We start from the raw sequence: 19,450 nt of genomic DNA on the forward strand, positions 1-19,450 counted from the left end.
TCTTTCGTGCGGCCACCCAATGAGACGGCCCTACTCGTTCGTATATTCCTCTACAACGGTCGCCCCGAGCTCCCGCACGATGAGGTCGTGCCCGGTCAGCGCGCTCTCGACCAGATCCGGATCATCCTCCTCGGGCACGTCGTCCTCGGGCGCGACCGGCGGCGGCGCCTGCCGTACGGGAGGCTGCTGCGCGGGCGCGGACTGACCCTGCTGCTGCTGCGACGACTGGTACGAGGACTGCTGCGGGCCGGGATCCTGCCGGGCCGGGGCCGCGGGAGCGGCGGGCGGCGGGTTGTAGGCGGGCGCGGGCGGCGCCGCGTACGAACCCTGGGGCGCGGGCTGGCCGCCACCGCCGCCTCCGACCACGGCGTCGATCTTCCAGTTGACCTGGAACTGCTCGGCCAGGACGGCCTTGAGGACGTCCTCGCTGCCGCTGCTCGCGAAGTTGTCGCGGGCGCCCACATTGGGGAAGCCGAGCTGGAGGGTCGTCCCGTCGAAGCCGGTGACCTGGGCGTTCTGGCTGAGCAGGATCCAGGTGAAGCGGCGCCGGTTCTTGACGGCCTCCAGCACGCCGGGCCACATCGCCTGCACCTGGCCCGCGCCGGCGGCCATGCCGGGGGACGGGGCGGCGGGAGCCGGGGCCGCGGGGGCGGCGGCCGGAGCGGGAGCCGGGGCCGGGGCGGCGGGCCCCGTACCGGGCGCGGCGGCGCTGGGCCAGGCACCGGCAGCGGGGGCCGCGGGAGCGGAGGCTCCCGGCCAGGCACCGGGGGCCCCGGAGCCGGGCTTGGCGGCGCCGGGCCAGGCACCCGGCGCGGAGGCCGGGGCCGGGGCTTCGGCGGCGGGCGGAGCCACGGGGGACGGGGCCGGCTCGGGCGCCGCGGGGGCGGGGGCGGCAACGGGCGCGGGAGCCTGCGCCACCGGCGCCGGGGCGGCAGCGGGGGCGGGCGGGGCCGACTCCTCCGGCCCCGCTCCCCGTACGGCCGCGCGCGCGGCCGCGACACCGCCGCCGGGACCGGCGGGCGCCATGCCGTGCGCCTCGGGGCCGGGCACGTAGCCCATGGCGGGGGCGCCGACGGGCGGGGCCGCCAGCGCGGCCGCGGCGGCCATGCCACCGCGCTCCAGGCGGTCGAGGCGCGCCTGGAAGGACCGCTCGTCATCGAAGGCGGCGGGCAGCAGCACGCGGGCGCAGATCAGCTCCAGCTGCAGCCGGGGCGAGGTCGCGCCGCGCATCTCGGTGAGCCCGGTGTTGACCAGGTCGGCGGCGCGGCTGAGCTCGGCGGCCCCGAACACCGACGCCTGGGCCTGCATCCGCTCCACGACATCGGCGGGGGCGTCGATCAGGCCCTTCTCCCCGGCGTCGGGCACGGCGGCCAGGATGACCAGGTCGCGCAGCCGCTCCAGCAGGTCGGCGACGAAGCGGCGCGGGTCGTTGCCGCCCTCGACGACGCGGTCGACGACCTCGAACGCGGCGGCGCCGTCCCCGGCGGCGAAGGCGTCGATCACCGAGTCCAGCAACGACCCGTCGGTGTACCCCAGCAGGGAGGTGGCCATGGCGTACGTCACACCCTGGTCGGCGGCGCCGGCCAGCAGCTGGTCCATGACGGACATGGAGTCACGCACCGACCCGGCGCCCGCCCGCACGACGAGCGGCAGCACGCCGTCCTCGACGGTGGCGCCCTCGCGCCCGCAGACCTCGCCGAGGTACTCGCGCAGGGTGCCGGGCGGTACGAGGCGGAAGGGGTAGTGGTGGGTCCGGGACCGGATGGTCCCGATGACCTTCTCCGGCTCCGTCGTGGCGAAGATGAACTTGAGGTGCTCCGGCGGCTCCTCGACCACCTTCAGCAGGGCGTTGAAGCCCGCCGAGGTGACCATGTGCGCCTCGTCGATGATGTAGATCTTGTAGCGGCTGGAGGCGGGCCCGAAGAAGGCCTTCTCCCGCAGGTCACGGGCGTCGTCCACACCACCGTGCGAAGCGGCGTCGATCTCGATGACGTCGATCGAGCCGGGGCCGTTGCGCGCCAGGTCCCGGCAGGACTGGCACTCGCCGCAGGGGGTGGGCGTGGGACCTTGCTCACAGTTCAGGCAGCGGGCCAGGATCCGCGCGCTGGTGGTCTTGCCACAGCCTCGCGGACCGCTGAACAGGTACGCGTGATTGACCCGGTTGTTCCGCAGGGCCTGCATCAGGGGGACAGTGACATGCTCCTGCCCGATGACCTCGGCGAACGACTCGGGGCGGTAGCGGCGGTACAGCGCAAGGGACGACACGTCTACGAGGTTATCCGGGCCCACCGACAACAGCGGCCCGCCGACCCCGCGGGATCCACCCGGGAACCACCGGGGACCGCCTGGGGACCGTCCGGGGAACCGCCCCGGAACGCAAAGCGCCCCCCACGCACCCGCCAGAGCCCACTTACCCTTGCTGCCTTCCGGCCCTGGGGGAGTTGGGTGAGATAGCGCCACGTGAGGGGCTGGCCCCACCCTAGCGGATGGAAGCCCCCGGAATCGAGCCGGGCCCTCCGCGGATCGCGCCCGGATCCCCTTCGGATCCTCCGCGGACGATCACGTTCGCGAGCACCCCTCAACGTCTTGTATTGTTTGCCGCGGAGGATTCGCCTAGTGGCCTAGGGCGCACGCTTGGAAAGCGTGTTGGGGGCAACCCCTCACGAGTTCGAATCTCGTATCCTCCGCCAGTGCCTCACCGGGCACTTGAAGGCCCCGACCGGGAAACCGGCCGGGGCCTTCTGCGTTGCTCCGTCTCACCTTCCGTCCCGGTCACTCCGGGACGGGCCGTGATCAGGCGGCGTGCTGTGCCAGGAAGTCGGTGATGAGCTTCTGCCATTCACCCGGGCGCTCCACCATGGGCAGGTGGCCGGTGGCGATCTCCACGAGCCGGGCGCCGGGGATGTTCTCGGCGAGGTGGTGGTGCAGGCGCGGGGAGGCGAACCAGTCCTGGGTGGTGGAGACGACCAGGGTGGGCACCGCGATGTGGGCGAGGTCCTCGCGGACGTCGATCCGGTCGACGAGTTCGGCGTGGTCGGGAGAGCCCTCGGCGATGCCGGCGGCGGTGTACGCCACGGCCTGCCGGAGCTGCTCGGGCGCCATAGCCCCCAGCGCGTCGGCTCCCGTGGCCATCATGACCAGGAACTGGGCCAGGAGTTCCTGGTCCGTCTCGGCCAGCTTGCCCCAGATCGGTGCGGAGAGGGCGAGCCGGTTGTCGGGGCGGGCGAAGGTCGCGGTCAGCACCAGCGCGGTGACGCGCTCGGGGTGGCGGGCCGCCGCGCGGATGGCGACCGGGCCGCCCAGGGAGTAGCCGGAGACCGCGAAGGTCTCCAGGCCCTCGGCGACGGCGGCGGCGACGAGCTGGTCGGCCAGGTCGTCCAGCGACAGCGGGGCGGTGGACCGGGGGGTTCCGCCGCTGCCGGGGTAGTCGACGCCGACGACCTTGTGGCCGGCGGCCAGGCCTTCGAGGATCGGGCCGTAGGTCTGGTCGACGCTGCTGCCGGCGCCGTGGGCCAGGGCGAGACCGGGGCCGGAGCCCAGGACGGTGCGGGCGAAGGTGGCTTCGGGCAGGGGACGTGCGGACATGGGTCTGGTTCCTTTTCTTGGAGGAGCGAACGTCAGTGGGAGTTGCGGCGCCACGACCTGGAAGGAACGGATCCGCTCCTGGGGTGAGCGGGGTGGTTCCGGGGCCGGGCGGGAGTTGGTCGTGACCGGCGGGCTCGGCCGAAGCCGGGCGTGGCGGCGGGGTTGGCCAGGGGCCCGGCGGGTTCTGGCGGGCCCAGCCGGGTTGGCCAGGCCCGGGGTTCGGCCAACCCGGCTGGGTCGGGCGGGTCCGGCGCGGCTGGGCGGGAGCCGGTCGGCGCCGGTGGGGCCCACGGGCCCGGCGCGGCCGGTCGAAAGCCGGTCGGCGTCGGTCGGGACTGACGGGACCGACAGGACCGACGGAGCTGGCGCGGCCGGTCGGGACCGGTTGGGGCCGGTTGGGGCCGGTGGGGCCGGCGCGGCCGGTCGGGACCGGTCGGGGCCGGTGGGTGCTGGTGGGTGCTGGTGGGTGCTGGTGGGTGCTGGTGGGTGCCGGTGGGGCCGGTCGGGACCGAGGGGACCGACGGAGCCGGCCGGGATCGGTCGGGACCGGTGGGGACCGGCGCGGCCGGGCGGAAACCAGTCGGAACCGACGAGACCGACGGAGCCGACGGAGCCAGCCGGGCCGGTCGGCCCTCGCGGGACCGGGCGCGGGGTCAGGGGAGCAGGACGGCCTTGCCTCGGCCCAGGCGGGCTTCCAGGTCCGCGTGGGCCCGTGCGGCCTCGGCCAGGGGGTAGCTGCGCCAGACCGGTACGGCGAGGCTTCCGTCGGCGGCCAGTCGCGCCAGCTCCGGGAGGGACCGGCCTTCCTCGCCGGTGCCCGCGCTGAAGCGCACGCCGTGCCGCGCGGCGGCCATGTCGGCGATGGTCGTCACCCGGGCGGCGTCGCCGGTCAGGGCGACGGACTCGGCGAGCACGCCGGCGCCGGAGGCGTCGAAGACGAAGTCCACCCCGCCCGGGGCGGCGGCCTTCACCCGCTCCGCCCAGCCGTCGCCGTAGCGGACCGCGGTGGCGCCGAGGCGGTCCACCTGCTCCAGGTCCCGCTCGGCGGCGGTGCCGATGACGGTGACGCCCCGGGCGACGGCCAGCTGCACCGCGACGACGCCCACGCCGCCGGCGGCGCCGTGGACGAGCAGCGTCTGCCCCGCCCCCACGCCCAGCTGGGCCAGGACGCGGAACGCGGTCTGCCCGACCGTGACCAGCGAGGCGGCGGTCTCCCACGACAGGGCCGCGGGCTTGGCCACGGGCAGGTCGAGGAGGGCGTACTCGCTGTAGCTGCCGCCCGCGGTGGCGCCGAGGACCTCGTCGCCCACGGCCGCGTCGGCGCCCTCGCCGACCGCGTCGACGACACCGGCCGCGTCCAGGCCCGGGATCACGGGGAAACGGGCCGGGATGACATCGGCCATCAGCCCGGAGCGGATCTTCATGTCGAGCGGGTTCACCGAGGCGGCCTTGACCTTGATCCGGACCTGGCCGGGGCCCGGCTCGGGCGGGGTGACCTCCGACAGCCGCAACACCTCGGGGCCGCCGTACTCGGAGAAAGCGATCGCAGTGGACATCAGGAACTCCCGGAAAGAGGGGAAGCCGCACACACCCTGAATCATTCGGTGCGTGTGATTGCCATTCCTGTGTATCACACGTTGAGTATGATTCGCGAAGGCTGGCCGGCATGACACAGATCACACGGCACGTATGATTTTTAGGTAGGGTGTCGTTCATGTCGTCGACCCCCGTCCACCGCCGCAAGCCGACCCCGAGCAATCCGCGGGTCCAGCGCACCCGCGCGCGGATCATCACCGTCGCGCGCGAACTGCTGCCCGAGGTCGGCCCGGCAGGGCTGACGTACGCACTGCTGGCCGAGCGGGCCGGCGTCACCCGCCAGACCGTCTACCGGCACTGGCACAACCGCGCCGCCCTGCTCTCGGACCTCATCCTCGAAGGCCCCGACCTCGGCAACTACCCCGAGCCAGGCCCCGATGTGCGCACCGTGGCCACCGCCTGGCTGAAGAGCATGCGCGACGGCATGAACGCCCCCGCCGTCCGCCCCGCCGTCCTCGCCGTCACCGCCCAGGCCGACCACGACCCCGACAGCGCGCAGGCCCTCGTCCGCATCGTCGAGGACCGTCACGCCGCCTTCAACGGGATGCTGGAACCCGCCGGGGTGCGGGTCAGCGCCGAGGAGTACACCCTGCTGTACGGGCCGGTCGTCGCCCGGCTCTTCTTCGACCGCGCCCAGGCCACCGACGCCTTCATCGACGCCGTCGTCGCCCAGTGGCTCACGACCCTGCGACTCGAAGACGGCGACGGCGGCAACGGCGATGGCGACGGCGACGGTCACGGCGTCCGCCCGGCGCGGGAGCGGCGCTAGGCTGCGCGCGTGCCCTCGTACTCGATCGGGCAGGCCGCGGGTCTGCTGGGCGTGAGCCCCGAAACCGTCCGCCGCTGGGCCGACGCCGGGCGGCTGCCCGTGCGGCGCGTCGCCGAGGGGGCCCGGGCCGTGGACGGCGTGGTGCTCGCCGCCTTCGCGAAGGAGCGGGCGGCCGGGCTGCACCCGGTGCCGGAAACCGCCGCCGCCACCTCGGTGCGCAACGCCTTCGCCGGGATCGTCACCTCGGTCCGGCTCGACGACGTGGCCGCCCAGGTGGAGGTCCAGTCGGGCCCGCACCGCGTGGTGTCGGTGGTGACGCGGGAGTCGGTGGAGGAACTCGGCATCGCGGTCGGGGTCAGCGTCACGGCCCGCGTGAAGTCCACGGAGGTCCACATCGACGTCCCGTGACGCCGCTGCGGCCGCGTGACGCGTCGATCGGCGACCCGGCCGGCCGGGTCAGAGGCAGCGCAGCGCCGCGTACAGGTCCAGCTTGTGGTCCAGCCGCGACAGGTCACGGCCCGTCAGGGTCTCCACCCGCTCGATCCGGTAGTGCACGGTGTTCACGTGCAGGTGCAGCGCCTCCGCCGTGCGCGTCCAGGAGCAGTTGTTGGCGAGGAACACCTCCAGGGTCTCCCGCAGCATCCCCTCCCCGAGCGCGCCCAGCGTCCGGGTCCCGAACACCGACCGGACCTCCCGCGGTACCCCGGCCAGCAGTTCCGCGAGGGTGTCCAGCTGCTCGACCCCGCGCACCGGAGCCTCCGGGCCGGCCGCCGCCAGCGCGAACCGGGCCTGGCCGAGCGAGGCCCGCAGCCCCTGCGCCCCGGAGGCCGACGAGCCCACGCCCAGCCGCAGCGCGGTGTCCGCCCCCGCGTCCGGGGCCGACGCGTCCGGCACCGCCGCGCCGCACGCCTGGAGCAGCGGCCAGACCGAGCGGAGCCGGCCCGTCACATCGCCGTCCGCGCCGGGGTCCTCGTACAGCACCGCCGCCGAGTCCCCCACGGCGTACCGGGCCGCCTCCCCCAGGTGCCCCAGCGCCTCCGCGAGGGCGTCGCCCGAGGTGGCGACCAGCACCCGGTACGGCCCGCCCGCGGGCAGCCCGGCCGCGCCGAGGGCCTCCTCCAGCACCCCCGGATCCGCCGGGCCGTCCCCCGACAGCACCCCGATCAGCTCCTGCCCCGCCGCGCGCCCGGCGGCCACCCGGCGCGCCTGCCCGTCGCGGTACTGGGCGAACACCTCGGCGATCTCGTGGAGCACCCGCGGCGGGGCCGCGTCCGCGTCGGGCACGTACAGGTGCCAGGCGTCGTACGGCGAGCTCTCGGCCTCGACGCGCAGCGTGACCCCGCCGCGCACCGAGCCGGGCCGCCGCGCCGGGACGGCCGGGGCGGAGGGCGTACGTGCCACCGTGCGGCCGGTCGCGGTGAGCAGGTAGCAGGCCACGGGCCCCAGGTGCGCGCAGGCGCGGTCGAGCAGCTCGGCCGGGCCGGCCCCGCCCTCCAGCAGCCCGCTCAGCTCGCCGCGCACGTTCTCGGGGAGGGCGAACAGCCGGGTCGGGCGGCGGCTCAGGTCGCCCCACTGGCGCAGGTACACCGCCTCGGTCACCGCGCGGAAGCTGGTCCGCGCGGGCACGGCCACCAGCGGCACCCGGTGGGCCCGGCAGGCCGCGACCAGCTCGTCGGGGACCTTGCCGTGGGTCTCCTCGCCGGCCAGCAGCGCGGTCGCCCCGGCCGCGGCGAGCGCGGAGACGAACCGGTCCGCCTTCGCGAGATCGCCCGCCGTCCACCACACCAGTCCGCTCAGGACGAGCTCCCCGGGCCCCAGGAACCGGCCCGGCTCCTCCAGGTCGGTGGCCGTGACGCCGTTGACCTCTTGGCCGAGAAGGTCCTCGTCGCCCCAGAGCAGGGTGAGGCCGAGGCTGTCGGACTGGAGCAGGTCGAGGACATGCATGGCAGGGACTCCTTGCGGTGGGCGCGACCCACATTCGCCAGGTGAATACGAGAACGCCCATCGTAAATGCAAGGGCAAGGCCTGAGAGGGGCTCCTGGTTGATCGTCCAGGGCGGACCCTCCGGAGCCGGCCTCTTTCCGTGTCCGGCCACAGTCGTCCCGGCCCCCTCCGCGTTGCTTCACTGGCTGAAACGGCCGGCGGACAACCACGGAAAGGCGGAGCGCGTTGGATCTCAACACGGTGCTCGACGTACGCGACGCGCGCCGCCGCGAACCCTGGCGCCCCGGCGACGCCTGGCTCGGCGGCGGCACGTACCTCTTCTCCGAGCCGCAGCCGCACATCCGCCGCCTGGTCGACCTGTCCCGGATGGGCTGGCCGCCCCTGGCCTGGCAGCCCGACGGCTCCCTCGACATCGCCGCCACCTGCACCATCACCGAGCTGTCCCGGTTCGGCCGGACGCTGCCGGCCACCGCCGCCCCGCTCGTCGAGCAGTGCTGCCGGGCCTTCCTGGCCAGCTTCAAGATCTGGAACATGGCCACCGTCGGCGGCAACCTCTGCAACGGCCTCCCCGCCGGCCCGATGATCTCGCTCACCGCCGGCCTGGACGGCAGCTGCCTGCTCCAGGGCCAGGACGGCGCCACCCGCCGGCTCCCCGTCACCGACTTCGTCCTCGGCGCGGGCGTCAAGGACCTGCGCGAGGGCGAGCTGCTCCGCTCGGTCCGGGTCCCCGCCCGCGCGCTGGCGTGCCGTACGGCCTTCCGGCAGGCCTCGCTCTACGGGCTCGGGCGCTCCGGCGCGCTGGTCATCGGCACCTGCGACCCCCAGGACGGCTCGTTCTCGCTGACCGTCTCCGCCGCCACGACCCGCCCCTTCCGCCTCTGGTTCGCCCTGCCGCCCACCGCCGCCGAACTGCGGGCGGCGATCGACGACACCGTCCGGCCCGACGAATGGTTCGACGACATCCACGGCCTGCCCGCCTGGCGGCGCCACATGGCGCTGCTCCTGGCCGAGGAGATCCGCCGCGAACTCACGCTGGAGGAGGTTTCCCGATGAGCTACGAGATCGAGATCAACAAGGAGCGCTTCGACACCGAGCCCCGGGCCGGCCAGTGCCTGCGGACCTATCTGCGCGAGCGCGGCTGGTTCGGTGTGAAGAAGGGCTGCGACCAGGGCGACTGCGGCGCCTGCACCGTCCACGTCGACGGGCAGCCGGTGCACAGCTGCCTCTACCCGGCCGTCCGGGCCGAGGGCCGCTCGGTGACCACCGTCGAGGGACTCGCCGCGGCGGGCGGCGAGCTCCACCCCGCCCAGCGGCAGTTCCTCGACGCCCAGGGCTTCCAGTGCGGCTTCTGCACGGCCGGCTTCCTGATGACCACGGCCGCCCTCCAGGCGGAGCGGGGCACCGCCCACGACGACGGCAAGCTCGACGACCTCCCGCGCGCCTTCAAGGGCAACATCTGCCGCTGTACGGGCTACCGCGCCATCGAGGACGCCGTGCGCGGGGTCAGGCACACCGAGCTGCCCGAGGCCGGCCAGGCCGTCGGCCGCTCCCTGGGCGCCCCGGCCGGGCCGCTGGTCGTCACCGGCACCGCCCGCTACACCTTCGACGTCGAGGTGCCCGGGCTGCTCCACATGAAGCTGCTGCGCTCCCCGCACCCGCACGCCCGCATCGTCGGCATCGACACCCGCGAAGCCCTCCGGGTCCCCGGGGTGCACGCCGTCCTCACCCACCACGACGCCCCCGACCGGCTGTACTCCTCGGCGCGCCACGAGCACCCCACCGAGGACCCGATGGACACCCGGGTCCTGGACGACGTGGTGCGCTTCGTCGGCCAGCGCGTGGCGGCCGTCGTCGCCGACAGCGAGCAGGCCGCCGAGGAGGGCTGCCGGCGCGTGGTCGTCACGTACGAGGAACTCCCGTACGTCATCGACCCGGAGGAGGCGATGCTGCCGGGCGCCCCCGTCCTGCACCCCAAGGGCCCCGAATCGGGGATCTTCCGCGCCGAGAACAACGTGTGCGGCGAGGTCCACCACACGCTCGGCGACATGGAGAAGGGGTACGCGGAGGCGGACGTCGTTCACGAGGAGACCTTCCAGACGCAGCGCGTGCAGCACGCCAGCCTGGAGACCCACGGCAGCGTCGCGTACTTCGAGCCCAAGGAGGCGGGCGACGGCGAGCGCATCACCGTCCGCTCCTCCACCCAGGCGCCGTTCCTGACCCGGCGGGCGCTGTGCGCCCTCTACGACCTGGGCGAGGACGAGGTGCGCGTGGTCGCGGGCCGCGTGGGCGGCGGGTTCGGCGGCAAGCAGGAGATGCTCACCGAGGACATCGTGGTCCTCGCCGCCCTGAAGCTGCGGCGCCCGGTGAAACTCGAATTCACCCGCGCGGAGCAGTTCTACGGCGCCACCACCCGCCACCCCTTCAAGATCACCGTCAAGATCGGCGCCAAGGCCGACGGCACCCTCACCGCGCTGCGCATCCGCGTGCTCTCCAACACCGGCGCCTACGGCAACCACGGCCCGGCCGTGATGTTCCACAGCGTGGGCGAGTCCTTCGCCGTCTACAAGGCGCCGAACAAGGAGGTGGAGGCGTACTCCGTCTACACCAACGGCGTGCCGGCGGGCGCCTTCCGCGGCTACGGCCTGGGCCAGGTCCTCTTCGCCCTCGAATCGGTGATGGACGAGCTCGCCGTCAGGCTCGGCATGGACCCGCTCGTCCTGCGCGAGAAGAACGTCATCGGCGCCGGCGACCACCTGGTGACCCCGATCGGTCACGAGGAGGACCTGTTCATCGCCTCGTACGGGATGAAGCAGTGCATGGACGTCGTCCGCAAGGCCATCGCCGAGGACCGCAGCCACGAGGACGTCCCCGAGGGCTGGCTCACCGGCACGGGAGCGGCCGTCGCCATGATCGCGACCGGACCGCCGGGCGGCCACTTCGCCGACGCCCGGGTCAGCCTGCTGCGCGACGGCACGTACGACATCGCGGTCGGCACGGCCGAGTTCGGCAACGGCACCACCACCGTCCACAAACAGATCACCGCGGGCGCGCTGAACACCACGGTCGACCGGATCGCGGTCCGCCAGTCCGACACGGACGTGGTCCGCCACGACACCGGCGCCTTCGGCTCGGCCGGCACGGTGGTGGCGGGCAAGGCCGTGATGCTGGCGGCGAACTCCCTCGCCGAGCGGCTGCGGACCTTCGCGGCCCGGCACACAGGCGTCGCCCGGCACCTGTGCGAGCCGGGGGCCGAGGCCTTCGACTGCGCGGGCCGGACCGTCACCCTGAAGGAGCTCTACGAGGCCGCGTACGAGAGGAACGCGCTCGACGAGATCGCCGCGGACGGCCACTGGGGCGGCTCCCCCCGCTCGGTCGCCTTCAACGCGCAGTGGTTCCGGCTGGCGGTCGACCCGGACACCGGCGAGATGAGGATCCTGCGCAGCGTGCACGCGGCGGATGCCGGCAAGGTCATGAACCCGATGCAGTGCCGGGGCCAGGTGGAGGGCGGCGTGGCCCAGGCGCTGGGCGCGACCCTGTTCGAGACGGTACGGGTGGACGAGCGCGGGGAGGTCACCACGGCCGCGTTCCGCCGCTACCGGCTGCCGCAGTACGCGGACGTCCCGCGCACCGAGGTCCACTTCATGGAGACCTCGGACGCGATCGGCCCGCTCGGCGCCAAGTCCATGAGCGAGAGCCCCTTCAACCCGGTGGCCCCGGCCTTCGCGAACGCCCTCCGGGACGCGACGGGGATCCGCTTCACGGAGCTGCCGGTGACGCGTGACGTGGTGTGGCAGCGGATCGCGCGGGAACGGTCGGGGGAACGCCCGCCGGATCTGCCAGGCACAGGCGGGCAATAGGCGCTCATCTGCGGCTCACAATGAGCCGCCGACCTTGCAGGTGAGGTTCCGGAATGGGCGCTCCCGGGCATGACATCCCCATGGCCAAACTCATGCTCCACGGAGACCTGGACCACCCGGCGACCCTGAGCGCCGCGGACCTGCGGGAATGGGTACAGCACCGGGCCGAGGTCACGTTCGACTGCGCGACGAACGGCCCGCAGCACCACGTGTTCGAGGGCCCGCTGCTCCGCGACGTCGTCGCGCACGCGGGTCCGGCCTTCGACGCGCGCCGCCGCAAGGACCGCAGCCGGTTCTTGATCGCGGTCAGCGGCGGGGACGGCCACCACACGGTGCTGTCCTGGGCCGAGCTGGACGCCGACTTCGGCAACAACCCGGTACTGCTGGCGACCCGCCTCGACGGGGAGGACCTCGACGAGGCGGGCTGTCAGCTGGTGGTCCCCACGGACCTGTGCGGGGCGCGCTACGTCAGCGCGGTCACGCACGTGTGGTTCGGCGCGCTGTCCCCGCCGAGCCTGGGCATGTGACGAGGCGGGGCAGGTGACGACGCGGGGCGGGTGACGACGCGGCCGGATCACACGGTCGCGAGGGAGACCTCGGTCGACTTGATCAGCGCGACGACCGAGGAGCCGGCGCCCAGGCCGAGCGCCTCCACGGCGTCGTTGGTGATGGCGGCGGTCAGCCCGCCGCCGTTCACGTCGACCTTGACGGAGGCCATGGCGCCGCCGGAGGCGATGCCGGCGACGGTGCCGGGGATCTGGTTGCGGATGCTGATCCCGTCGACCGCGGCGGTGGCGAGCGCCACCTCGGTGGCCTTGACCAGCGCCTTGACCGCGGTGCCCGTGGTGATGCCGAGGTCCTTGACGGCGTCGGTGGTGATCGCGGCGACGATGTCCTGGCCGCCCTCCAGCCGGACCTTGACCGTCGTCATGGCCTCACCGCTGGTGACGGCCGTGACGGTGCCGGGGATCTGGTTGCGGATGCTCAGGCTCATGAGTGGCTGACCTCGTGTGTAGGCGTGTCGTGCGGCCGGGGGCGACCGCACGGGACCGACCGTAGGCACCGCGGCGTTGACCCGTGTTCAGCCGGTCGCATCCGCCACCCTGAACCACCCGACCGGCTCGCCTCTGCGGCTGCGGGTGTCAGGCGTGCTGGGGCACCTCGGGCTTCAGCATGCCGCGCAGCGCGTCGCGGAACTCCTGAGTGTCCTCCTCGCCGTGCACGGCGACGGCGTGCTGGACGGCGGCCCCCATGACTTCGTCTTCCTCACCCATGATGGTCAGGGTGCACCCGATGTCGCTGGGGTACTCCCTGCAGTCCATGACCTTGCGCATGGCGCGCCTCCTTTCCCTTCCCTCCCCACGATCCTCCGCGGGCCGCGGGAACGGAAGCCGGGCCCTCGCCGGGCGGTACGGCCGGCTCGGCCGAGCCGGCCGTACCCGCCGGGCTAGACGTCCTTCGTCTGCGGCATCTCTCCCGAAGTCTTCGACAGGTCGATCACCGCGAACGCCGCGCCCTGCTGGTCGGTCAGGGCCGCGAAACGGCCGAACGGGCTGTCCATCGGACCGAAGTGGAGCTGGCCGCCCCGCTTCTGGGCCTTGGAGACCGCCTCGTCGCAGTCCGGGACGCCGAAGTAGACCTGGACGTAGGAGGGGATCTCCGGCGGGAACTCGTCGCCCATGCCCATCCGGCCCAGCACCGCGTTCTCGGGGCCGCGCCCGCCCAGGCTGAAGATCTTGAAGTCCATGGCCGCGCCCTCGGGGCTGTCGCCCATGTCCATCTGCTGGACCTCGTACGGGAAGACCTTCGGGAGGAATCCGTCCACCTTCCCCACGTCCCGGGAGAAGACCTCGGCCCAGGCGAACGAGCCCGGCTTCCCCGCCTTCTCGAAGCCCTTGTGCTCGCCCGGCTGCCAGACGCCGAAGACCGCTCCGCTCGGCTCCTTCGCGATCACCATCGTGCCGAAGGTGCCGACCTGCATCGGCTCCATCAGCAGCTCGCCGCCCGCCGACTTGATCTTCTCGGCGGTGGCCGCCGCGTCGGGCGAGGCGAAGTACAGACACCACTGCGAGGGGGCGTCGGCACCCGGCATCGGCGGGACCACGGCCGCGACCGCCTTGCCGTCGGAATAGGCCTGCGTGTAGTTGCCGTACTCGCTGGAGGCCTCACCGAAGGTCCAGCCCAGCACGTCCGCGTAGAAGGCCTTCGCGCCCTCCACGTCGGCGAACATCGCGTCCGCCCAGCACGGGGCGCCTTCCGGGTACTCACTCATGCTCGATCGACTCCTGTGTCGGGTCCGACGGCGTACCCGACACACGCTAGGCGCGCGGTGCGGCGACCGCGCGGGGAACGCGTCCGAGGGGGAGGCTGGAGCCATGGACAAGGACATCACCATGCGTCTGGCCCAGCAGCCGGAGGCGGACGCGCTGCTGGCCAGGAGCCCGCTCGCGGCCCTCGTCGGCATGCTGCTCGACCAGCAGGTCCCGATGGAGTGGGCGTTCTCGGGGCCGTACACGATCGCCGAACGGCTCGGGGCCGACGACCTGGACGCGCACGCGATCGCCGCGTACGACCCGGAGGCCTTCGCCGCGCTGCTCTCGCGCAAGCCGGCCGTGCACCGCTACCCCGGCTCGATGGCGAAGCGGATCCAGCAGCTGTGCGCGTACCTGGTGGAGCACTACGACGGGGACGCGGAGGCCGTCTGGAAGGGCGTCGGCACCGGCGCGGAGGTGCTGCGGCGGCTGAAGGAACTGCCCGGCTACGGGGAGCAGAAGGCGCAGATCTTCCTGGCCATGCTCGGCAAGCGCTTCGGCGTCCGCCCGAAGGGCTGGCGGGAGGCCGCCGGCGGCTACGGCCCGGCGAACGTCTACCGCTCGGCGGCCGACATCACCGGCCCGGAGTCCCTGGCCAAGGTGCGGGCGCACAAGCAGGAGATGAAGGCCGCCGCCAAGGCGGAGCAGAAGGCCGCCTCCAACTGACCAACCGGCGGCCGACCCACGGCTGACCGCGGCCTGACCCACGGCTGACCGGCGGCCGACCCGCGGAGTGACCCACGGCCGACCCGCGGCTTACCCACGGCCGACCCGCAGCCTGCCGCTGGCGGAACGCGCGGACCGACCGCCCGGACGTCAGGCCGGGAGTCGGCGCAGTGCCGACGCGTAGCTCAGGTCCGCGTCCAGCCGCCGGAGTTCCTCCGCGAGCAGCTCGGCGGTGCTGCGGATCTTCAGCGCCACGGTACGGTCCGGGGCGCCCGGCAGGATCAGCGTGGCCAGGGCCCCGTCCGGGCGGTCCACCCGGATCTCCCCGGCCGTCGTGTCCAGCCGGACCCCGGTGATCACCGGGCCGTCGGTGGCCAGCCGGTCCACCGGCACCGCGATCCGCTCCTCCAGCCAGCGCGCCAGCAGCTCGGCGCTCGGGTTGCCGGCCTCGCTCTCCACGCCGCCGCCCGTCAGCGGAACCGGCTTCTGGTCCAGGGCGGCGGCCAGCAGCGCCCGCCACGGCGTCAGCCGGGTCCACGCCAGGTCGGTGTCCCCAGGGGCGTACGACGCGGCCCGCTCGGCCAGCGCCGCGATCGGGTCCTCGGTGGCGTCGGCGTCCGTGATCCGGCGCTGCGCCAGCGCGCCCAGCGGGTCGCGGGCCGGGTCGGCGGGGGCTTCGGCGGGCCACCAGGCCACCACGGGGGCGTCCGGCACCAGCAGCGGGAGGACGACGGAACCGGCCTGTCCGGTGAGCTCCCCGTACAGCCGCAGCACCACGATCTCCCCGGAACCGGCGTCGGAGCCGACGCGCAGTTCGGCGTCCAGCCGGGTCTGGCGGAGCTTGTGCGGCCCGCGCGAGGTCCGCTTGATCACCACGATGATCCGGCAAGGGTGCTCGCGGGAGGCTTCGGAGGCCGCGCGCACGGCGTCGTAGGCGTTCTCCTCGTCGGTGGCTATGACCAGGGTCAGCACCAGCCCCATGGTGGGGCTGCCGACGGCCCGTCGGGCGGCGAGCAGCGCCCGGTCGATCTTGCTGGACGTGGTGTCGGTGAGTTCGGTCCGCATGCCCCGAGTCTGTCAGCGTCCGCCCGGGAACGGGCACCCGGTACGAACATCCGACCGGAGTTATCGTCTCCGCTTCGCCGTCCCGAAGAGGGACCGCGAGATCTCCCGTCCCAGCTGGGTCCCGACCGACCGGGCCAGCGAGCGGAACAGCCCGCTCCCCACCACCTGTTCCGCCAGCGAGGGATCCGGTTTGGGCGCGCCGCGGGCGGTCTTCTGCTCCTCCTTGGCCTGCTCCTTGGCCTGCTTGTCGGCCGCCGCTGCCGCCGCCGCGGCCTCCGCCTGCGCCTCGGCGGCCGCCTGCTCGGCGCTGATCTTCTCGTACGCCGACTCCCGGTCCACCGCCTCGGCGTACCGCGAGTAGAGCGGCGAGGACTTCACGGCCTGCTCCAGCGCCGCAGGCTCGACCGGCCCCATCCGCGACTGCGGGGCCCGCAGCCGGGTCGCCGCCACCGGCGTCGGGGCGCCGTTCTCGCTGAGTACGGTGACCACCGCCTCGCCCGTACCCAGCCCGGTCAGCAGCTCCTCCAGGTCGTAGGGGGAGTTCGGGAAGGTCTTCACCGTCGCCTTCAGCGCCTTCGCGTCGTCCGGGGTGAAGGCGCGCAGCGCGTGCTGCACCCGGTTGCCGAGCTGGGCCAGCACGTCCGCCGGCACGTCCTTCGGGGTCTGGGTCACGAAGAAGATCCCGATCGCCTTCGACCTGATCAGCCGGACCGTCTGGGTGATGGACTCCAGGAAGGCCTTGGAGGCGCCGTTGAACAGCAGGTGCGCCTCGTCGAAGAAGAAGACCAGCTTCGGCTGCTCCACGTCGCCGACCTCGGGCAGGTCCGCGTACAGGTCGGCCAGCAGCCACATCAGGAAGGTGGAGAACAGCTGCGGCTTGTCCTGCACCGCCGGGAGTTCCAGTACGGACACCACCCCGCGGCCGTCCGCGGACGTCCGCAGGAATTCGCTCGTGTCGAACTCGGGCTCCCCGAAGAACTCGCCGGCGCCCTGCTGCTCGAAGGCGGTCAGCGCCCTCAGGATCACCCCGGCCGTCACCGTGGAGAGCCCGCCGATGCCCTTGAGCTCGGCCTTCCCCTGGTCGGAGACGAGGAAGGCGACGACCGCCCGGAGGTCCTTGAGGTCGATCAGCTCCAGTCCCTTGGAATCGGCGTAGTGGAAGATCAGGCCGAGCGACTGCTCCTGCGTCTGGTTGAGCTGGAGCACCTTGGACATCAGCACCGGACCGAAACCCGTCACGGTGGCCCGTACCGGAATGCCGGTGCCGATCCCGCCCAGCGCGTAGAACTCACAGGGAAATCCGGTGGCTTCCCACTCCTGGGCCACGTCCGCGGCGCGCCCCGTCACCTTCTCGTTCGCCACGCCCGGCGCGGAGATCCCCGACACGTCGCCCTTGATGTCCGCGAGGAAGACGGGGACGCCGTTCGCCGACAGCTGCTCGGCGACGAGCTGGAGGGTCTTGGTCTTGCCGGTGCCGGTGGCACCCGCGACGAGGCCGTGCCGGTTGAGCATCGACAGCGGAATCCGGATCTGGAGGTCGGGCCGGCAGGCCCCGTCCCAGAGCAGCGCGCCCAGGTCGAGGGCGGGCCCGGTGAAGGCGTACCCGGCGGCGATCCGGCCGGCCGGAGACGCGGGGTCGGTGCTCTCGCTCATGATCACTCCCGAAATAGCACTCCTTGTCACTTTTGCACCGCTGGTACGAGGCTGCGCCCGCAGGCACCGGCCCGGTAGGCTTTCCGTGTGATCTTCAAGCGCATCGGAAGCGGGCGGCCGTACCCCGACCACGGCAGGGAAACCACCCGGCAGTGGGCGGATGTCGCCCCGCGCCCGGTCCGGCTCGACCAGCTCGTGACGACCAAGGGGCAGCTGGACCTCGAAACGCTCCTCGCCGAGGACTCGACGTTCTACGGCGACCTCTTCGCGCACGTCGTGAAGTGGCAGGGCGACCTCTACCTGGAGGACGGGCTGCACCGCGCCGTGCGCGCGGCCCTGCAGCAGCGCCAGGTGCTGCATGCACGCGTCCTTGAGATGGACTGATTGCGCCTTTCGGGTCTGCCTTACCCGATCAACAGATCATTTAGTAGGCATCGTTCCGGTACGGCACTACGCTGCGCCCATGAGCATGCTCACTCCCCCCGGCATGGGCGGAAAGTACCGCGTAACGGGAGCCGCCTACCCCCGCATGAGCCGTCCGCGGCGTCGCCGCCGGATCGTGCTCGCCCTGCTCGGCTCGGTCCTCACGCTCGCCCTGCTCGGTTACGGGGCTCTGCAGCTCATCGACGTGTTCCGCGGCGACACCGCCAAGCGGAACGCGGCCGCGGGCAAGGACTGTCCGACCACGGCGCCCAAGGCCGGCCCCGCCGCCGCCTCGGCGGCCGCCGCGTCCCCGAAACCGGCCGTCGCCCTCCCCCAGCCCGCCCAGATCAAGGTCAACGTCTACAACGCCACCCCGCGCGCGGGGCTCGCCAAGGCCGTAGGCGACGAACTCCGCAAACGCGGCTTCACCATCGGCAACGTCGGCAACGCTCCGGCCGACTTCGACAAGAAGGTCCCCGGCACCGGGATACTGCTGGGCTCCCCGAAGACCGACAAGGCCGCCTACTCCGTCCTCGGCACCCAGCTCGCCGGCACCACCCAGCAGAGCGACACCCGCGAGACCGCGGACATCGACCTGATCCTCGGCGATTCCTTCAAGGAGCTCAGCACCAAGGAGGACGCGGACAAGGCGCTGGCCCTGCTGGCCAACCCGGTGCCCGCGGTCGCCAAGAAGTGCTGACCCGACCCGATCTGACCCGACCGGACCTGACCGGACCCGACCTGGCCGGACCCGACCTGGCCGGAGCCGACCTGGCCGGAGCCGACCTGGCCTGAACGTGACCGGCCACGCGTACGGGAGCGTGAACGCGTTCCCGTAGGCGTGGCCGTCGTCACCGGAGTCCGGGCGCGGGTCCTACTCGGCCGAGCCGTACATGCGGTCGCCCGCGTCGCCCAGGCCCGGCACGATGTAGCCGTTCTCGTTGAGCCGCTCGTCCACGGCGGCCGTCACCACCGTCACCGGCGTGCCCGCCAGCTCGCGCTCCATGACCTCGACGCCCTCGGGCGCGGCCAGCAGCACCACGGCCGTGACGTCGTCGGCGCCGCGCTTGATGAGCTCCTGGATCGCCGCGACCAGCGTGCCGCCGGTGGCGAGCATCGGGTCCACCACGTACACCTGGCGCCCGGAGAGGTCCTCCGGCATGCGCGTCGCGTACGTGGAGGCCTCCAGGGTCTCCTCGTTGCGGACCATGCCCAGGAAGCCCACCTCGGCGGTCGGCAGCAGCCGCACCATGCCGTCCAGCATGCCGAGACCGGCGCGCAGGATCGGGACGACCAGCGGGCGCGGGTGCGACAGCTTCACGCCGGTGGTCGGGCCGACCGGGGTCTCGATGTCGGCCTGCTCGGTGCGCACGTCACGGGTGGCCTCGTAGGCCAGCAGGGTCACCAGCTCGTCGGCGAGCCGGCGGAAGGTGGGGGAGTCGGTGCGCTTGTCGCGCAGGGTGGTCAGTTTGTGCGCCACCAACGGGTGATCGACGACCTGCAAACGCACAACATCCTCCAAGACTCAAAGCTTCGGGTTTTCGACCTGCGACCTGCGCAAACGGCCGCAACACGCGACC

Annotated in this window: 18 protein-coding genes, 1 tRNA gene and 1 other RNA gene; 9 read left to right on the plus strand and 11 right to left on the minus strand. The window is 73.1% G+C overall.

The window, feature by feature from the left end; all coding sequences use genetic code 11:
• Positions 1-30 precede the first annotated feature (30 nt).
• Both IE248_RS13565 and ffs read right to left on the minus strand, forming a co-directional pair.
• Entirely contained in the window at positions 31-2,265 is a 2,235-nt protein-coding gene (locus IE248_RS13565) for a DNA polymerase III subunit gamma and tau (RefSeq protein ID WP_190030862.1), read from the minus strand.
• A gap of 109 nt (positions 2,266-2,374) precedes the next feature.
• An RNA gene (gene ffs / locus IE248_RS13570) (signal recognition particle sRNA small type) lies at positions 2,375-2,473 on the minus strand.
• 129 nt (positions 2,474-2,602) lie between these two features.
• Here ffs and IE248_RS13575 point away from each other — a divergent pair.
• A tRNA-Ser gene (locus IE248_RS13575) sits at positions 2,603-2,690 on the plus strand.
• Positions 2,691-2,793: 103 nt separating this feature from the next.
• On the opposite strand, the gene IE248_RS13580 is transcribed toward IE248_RS13575, so the two are convergent.
• Positions 2,794-3,585: an alpha/beta fold hydrolase gene (locus IE248_RS13580; RefSeq protein WP_073797694.1), complete on the minus strand. Its 792-nt coding sequence runs from the start codon at positions 3,583-3,585 to the stop codon at positions 2,794-2,796.
• 653 nt (positions 3,586-4,238) lie between these two features.
• Positions 4,239-5,141, minus strand: a complete 903-nt coding sequence (locus tag IE248_RS13585) for an NADP-dependent oxidoreductase (RefSeq protein WP_190030863.1) — start codon at positions 5,139-5,141, stop codon at positions 4,239-4,241.
• Between the two features lie 158 nt (positions 5,142-5,299).
• Here IE248_RS13585 and IE248_RS13590 point away from each other — a divergent pair, with 158 nt between their 5' ends.
• Both IE248_RS13590 and IE248_RS13595 read left to right on the plus strand, forming a co-directional pair.
• Positions 5,300-5,950 (plus strand): TetR/AcrR family transcriptional regulator, encoded by a 651-nt coding sequence (locus IE248_RS13590; RefSeq protein ID WP_190030864.1) that lies wholly within the window; start codon positions 5,300-5,302, stop codon positions 5,948-5,950.
• Between the two features lie 9 nt (positions 5,951-5,959).
• Entirely contained in the window at positions 5,960-6,358 is a 399-nt protein-coding gene (locus tag IE248_RS13595; RefSeq protein WP_008740971.1) for a TOBE domain-containing protein, read from the plus strand.
• Between the two features lie 48 nt (positions 6,359-6,406).
• Here the strand turns inward: IE248_RS13595 and IE248_RS13600 are convergent, their stop codons facing one another.
• Positions 6,407-7,894, minus strand: coding sequence for a helix-turn-helix domain-containing protein (locus IE248_RS13600; protein ID WP_190030865.1), 1,488 nt, complete (start codon positions 7,892-7,894; stop codon positions 6,407-6,409).
• Between the two features lie 225 nt (positions 7,895-8,119).
• Here IE248_RS13600 and IE248_RS13605 point away from each other — a divergent pair, with 225 nt between their 5' ends.
• From IE248_RS13605 to IE248_RS13615, 3 genes are all read left to right on the plus strand, one after another.
• The gene (locus IE248_RS13605; protein WP_190030866.1) at positions 8,120-8,947 is read left to right on the plus strand and encodes an FAD binding domain-containing protein; all 828 of its coding nucleotides are present in this window, start codon (positions 8,120-8,122) and stop codon (positions 8,945-8,947) included.
• Positions 8,944-11,751, plus strand: coding sequence for a molybdopterin-dependent oxidoreductase (locus IE248_RS13610; protein WP_190030867.1), 2,808 nt, complete (start codon positions 8,944-8,946; stop codon positions 11,749-11,751). The genes IE248_RS13605 and IE248_RS13610 overlap by 4 nt, the downstream gene beginning before the upstream one ends.
• An 80-nt stretch (positions 11,752-11,831) precedes the next feature.
• The gene (locus IE248_RS13615; RefSeq protein ID WP_229895302.1) at positions 11,832-12,278 is read left to right on the plus strand and encodes a molybdopterin-dependent oxidoreductase; all 447 of its coding nucleotides are present in this window, start codon (positions 11,832-11,834) and stop codon (positions 12,276-12,278) included.
• A gap of 47 nt (positions 12,279-12,325) precedes the next feature.
• Here IE248_RS13615 and IE248_RS13620 read toward each other — a convergent pair whose 3' ends face one another.
• The 3 genes from IE248_RS13620 to IE248_RS13630 all read right to left on the minus strand — a co-directional run bounded on the left by IE248_RS13620 (position 12,326) and on the right by IE248_RS13630 (position 14,023).
• On the minus strand, positions 12,326-12,745 hold the full coding sequence (locus IE248_RS13620) for a TOBE domain-containing protein (RefSeq protein WP_008740973.1): 420 nt from the start codon (positions 12,743-12,745) through the stop codon (positions 12,326-12,328).
• Between the two features lie 148 nt (positions 12,746-12,893).
• Positions 12,894-13,085: a DUF1059 domain-containing protein gene (locus tag IE248_RS13625; protein ID WP_008740974.1), complete on the minus strand. Its 192-nt coding sequence runs from the start codon at positions 13,083-13,085 to the stop codon at positions 12,894-12,896.
• A 113-nt stretch (positions 13,086-13,198) separates the two neighbouring features.
• Positions 13,199-14,023, minus strand: coding sequence for a VOC family protein (locus tag IE248_RS13630; protein WP_008740975.1), 825 nt, complete (start codon positions 14,021-14,023; stop codon positions 13,199-13,201).
• A 103-nt stretch (positions 14,024-14,126) separates the two neighbouring features.
• Here IE248_RS13630 and IE248_RS13635 point away from each other — a divergent pair, with 103 nt between their 5' ends.
• A complete protein-coding gene (locus IE248_RS13635) occupies positions 14,127-14,729 on the plus strand; it encodes an HhH-GPD-type base excision DNA repair protein (protein ID WP_100581367.1) in 603 nt (200 codons plus the stop codon).
• A gap of 150 nt (positions 14,730-14,879) precedes the next feature.
• Here the strand turns inward: IE248_RS13635 and opcA are convergent, their stop codons facing one another.
• Together opcA and IE248_RS13645 are read right to left on the minus strand one after the other, a co-directional pair.
• Positions 14,880-15,794: a glucose-6-phosphate dehydrogenase assembly protein OpcA gene (gene opcA / locus IE248_RS13640; protein WP_073797700.1), complete on the minus strand. Its 915-nt coding sequence runs from the start codon at positions 15,792-15,794 to the stop codon at positions 14,880-14,882.
• Positions 15,795-15,854: 60 nt separating this feature from the next.
• Positions 15,855-17,447: a helicase HerA-like domain-containing protein gene (locus tag IE248_RS13645; protein WP_190030868.1), complete on the minus strand. Its 1,593-nt coding sequence runs from the start codon at positions 17,445-17,447 to the stop codon at positions 15,855-15,857.
• Between the two features lie 87 nt (positions 17,448-17,534).
• Between IE248_RS13645 and IE248_RS13650 the strand changes: the two genes are divergently transcribed.
• Together IE248_RS13650 and IE248_RS13655 are read left to right on the plus strand one after the other, a co-directional pair.
• On the plus strand, positions 17,535-17,831 hold the full coding sequence (locus IE248_RS13650; protein ID WP_008740979.1) for a type II toxin-antitoxin system VapB family antitoxin: 297 nt from the start codon (positions 17,535-17,537) through the stop codon (positions 17,829-17,831).
• A gap of 79 nt (positions 17,832-17,910) precedes the next feature.
• The gene (locus IE248_RS13655) at positions 17,911-18,570 is read left to right on the plus strand and encodes a LytR C-terminal domain-containing protein (protein ID WP_073797701.1); all 660 of its coding nucleotides are present in this window, start codon (positions 17,911-17,913) and stop codon (positions 18,568-18,570) included.
• 174 nt (positions 18,571-18,744) lie between these two features.
• Here IE248_RS13655 and upp read toward each other — a convergent pair whose 3' ends face one another.
• Positions 18,745-19,380 carry a uracil phosphoribosyltransferase gene (gene upp / locus IE248_RS13660; RefSeq protein WP_008740982.1) on the minus strand — a complete coding sequence of 212 codons (636 nt, stop codon included), beginning with the start codon at positions 19,378-19,380 and terminating at the stop codon, positions 18,745-18,747.
• Between the last annotated feature and the right edge of the window lie 70 nt (positions 19,381-19,450).

It is taken from the genome of Streptomyces goshikiensis, from assembly GCF_014650555.1.
Taxonomy (GTDB): Bacteria; Actinomycetota; Actinomycetes; order Streptomycetales; family Streptomycetaceae; genus Streptomyces; species Streptomyces goshikiensis.